The sequence below is a fragment of the Allocoleopsis sp. genome (genome assembly GCF_036703385.1).
In the GTDB taxonomy this organism is placed as follows: domain Bacteria; phylum Cyanobacteriota; class Cyanobacteriia; order Cyanobacteriales; family Coleofasciculaceae; genus Allocoleopsis.
In genome coordinates, this window is sequence record NZ_DATNPA010000656.1 from 1 (window position 1) to 2,343 (window position 2,343).

Below are 2,343 nucleotides of genomic sequence, written 5' to 3' on the forward strand. Positions count from 1 at the left end.
GATTGGTTTATTGGGCAGGTTACGAGTCAAAACCGTAATATTGTCTGGGTCTGGCTCCGGTAGAGTTAAGTGTCCTCCGGAAGGGGTAGTGTGAGCTTGATTAGTGTTCATAGTCTGAGTCTAGCCCAAAGTCTTTGCATCAAGTCATGGGAACAAAAGAAGCCGCTACTACATGCATTAGGAGAATCAAGGCAATACCCCAAGTAACAAATGCAGAATACTTTAATGATAAAGACACATCCTCCAAACGCTGCCTGTTAGCATTATAGGTTTCTACTAGATTAACAATCATTTGCAATTGGTACTCTTCTGGCTGTAGAACTAGATAGCGTTCGAGAAATTTCTTGTCATCTAAATTGGGACTGACTGCTACCTGACGAGGTAAAAACGCATTAATTAGTAGAGTGAAATTTACCAGAAACCCCAAGAGTTCGGCAATGCTAAAGGGGCTAGGGATAAACAATAACCGGGAGATAATTAAGCTCGTCAACAAAGCGCCGTTGGTGACAAACAAGATATTTAACTTCGTAGTTAACGTTTGATTGCGCTCTTTTTGTTGGTCGAGTACCAAGCGAACATCTCGGGCGGCCAGTTCTACAGTTGCGAGCGAGGGACTCGGTTGTGCTTCTGGTGCTATAGTTATCTCTTCTAGGGGTTCGATCAGCTCTAGACGCGCCTTTTCTGGTGTTTTCAGCGTTTCTAGTGGGGGTTCAATCTTGAGGAAGGAATTGATGGCAGCAGTCATTGGCTAGCGTTAGTCTGAGTGCATCTGGAAATAGTTGACGACGGCTTGAGCGATCGCTTCTGTGCCGTCTTTTGCCACCATTTGAGATTGCCTCGGTGGCTGTAGGGGATGACGTAAAAATTCCCAGTTACCCTGGAAAAATTCTGCGGGGGTCAGAATTTGGTGATAAGCGTGATTCTGGATACCTTCGAGCAAAAGCCACGACTCAACAAAATCCTCACGGGTGAGCGACACAATCGGAGTACCGACGCGTAAGGCTTCCGAAAACGTACTGAAGCCCGGTTTGGAAACCACCCGCCCACACAACGGCATAAGATCGATCGGCCGATAGTCTTGACCTGAAAGTTTCATCAAATTCGGCAAACTAGGCGCGTTGCCATCGAACGTGATGAATTGCCACTCAGGAAAGTCTGATAAACCGTCGTAGGGAATTTGCTGAAGACCCAGCCCTCCAAAAGTCAGTAAGACTGTTTTGTCAGGAGGTGCTGTTAAACCTAATTTTTCCCGCAGTCGATCTAAATTGTAGCGAGGTATGCCGCCAGTTAGTCCAGTATCCGTAATATTTGGGAACGCACTCATCGGTTCGTGTAAGGGGAGACGGAATAAGCGATCGCATAGCCCGTAACTCTCGCCAATCCAATCCGCAATCTCCACAAACTCCCCACCCCAATCTCGGTAGATATAGTCCCAGCCGAAATTACTCATCATCCAACACGGAATGCCTGCGGCACGAGCAATATTTGCGGCCAAGGGAGGGATATCTGCCAACACCAATCCCACTCGGTTCGTGCGGATAAAGTTAACTTCACTAGCAATAATTGAATTCTGGCTAGAGCGAATTTGTTGTAATTTTTCCAGCGTCGCAGCTTTATCCATGTTCAAGCTGTCTGCTTGAATGACGCCGACATCATAAGCACGCGGCCGCTGAATAAAATCTCCTGAAATATAGGACTCTAATAACCAGCGCGGTGCGGTTGTTACCAGAATCAGCAAGATATCCGGACACAGGTGTTGAATCGCGGCAGCTACAGAAGCAGCGCGTACAGCATGACCAAAACCGTGGCTAGTAATTGCAATGTATAAAGCGGGTCGAGACATTATCTAGGCGTTGGTAAAGATTAGAGTCAAACAATGATTTGTGCCGCGTCAATGATAACCCCTTGCCACTTTTGGCAAGAAGTAGCTGTGAGAGTGGACAAAACTAGAAAGGAAATGTGGTGGGGAGCGATCGCGTCTCAAGTTAGCCTGCCTGCCAGTATACTAGCCCCATGATTGACCACGATCGCCTGTTTAAAGAACTTCTCTCTAACTTCTTCCCCGAATTTTTAGCTCTATTTTTCCCTGATGTCACCACCTACCTAGAGCCTGACTCTCTCACTTTCCTACCCCAAGAAGTGTTTACAGATGTCACTGAGGGTGAACGAAAAATTGCCGATTTAGTCGTGCAAGCTCAATTTAGCAATCAGCCATCCCTATTCATCATTCATTTAGAACACCAATCTTATTCAGCCGCCGACTTCAACAGGCGGATGTTCCACTACTTCGCTCGACTGCACGAGAAATACGCCCTTCCCATCTATCCGATTGCCCTATTTTCC

Annotated in this window: 3 protein-coding genes; 1 reads left to right on the plus strand and 2 read right to left on the minus strand. The window is 46.7% G+C overall.

The window, feature by feature from the left end; genetic code table 11:
- Positions 1-139: 139 nt before the first annotated feature.
- Positions 140-745: a hypothetical protein gene (locus tag V6C93_RS31000; protein WP_333480531.1), complete on the minus strand. Its 606-nt coding sequence runs from the start codon at positions 743-745 to the stop codon at positions 140-142.
- Positions 746-754: 9 nt separating this feature from the next.
- Positions 755-1,843: a glycosyl transferase gene (locus V6C93_RS31005; protein WP_333480532.1), complete on the minus strand. Its 1,089-nt coding sequence runs from the start codon at positions 1,841-1,843 to the stop codon at positions 755-757.
- 170 nt (positions 1,844-2,013) lie between these two features.
- Between V6C93_RS31005 and V6C93_RS31010 the strand changes: the two genes are divergently transcribed.
- The coding region (locus V6C93_RS31010) for an Rpn family recombination-promoting nuclease/putative transposase (protein WP_414644316.1) at positions 2,014-2,343 on the plus strand (330 nt) is incomplete at its 3' end.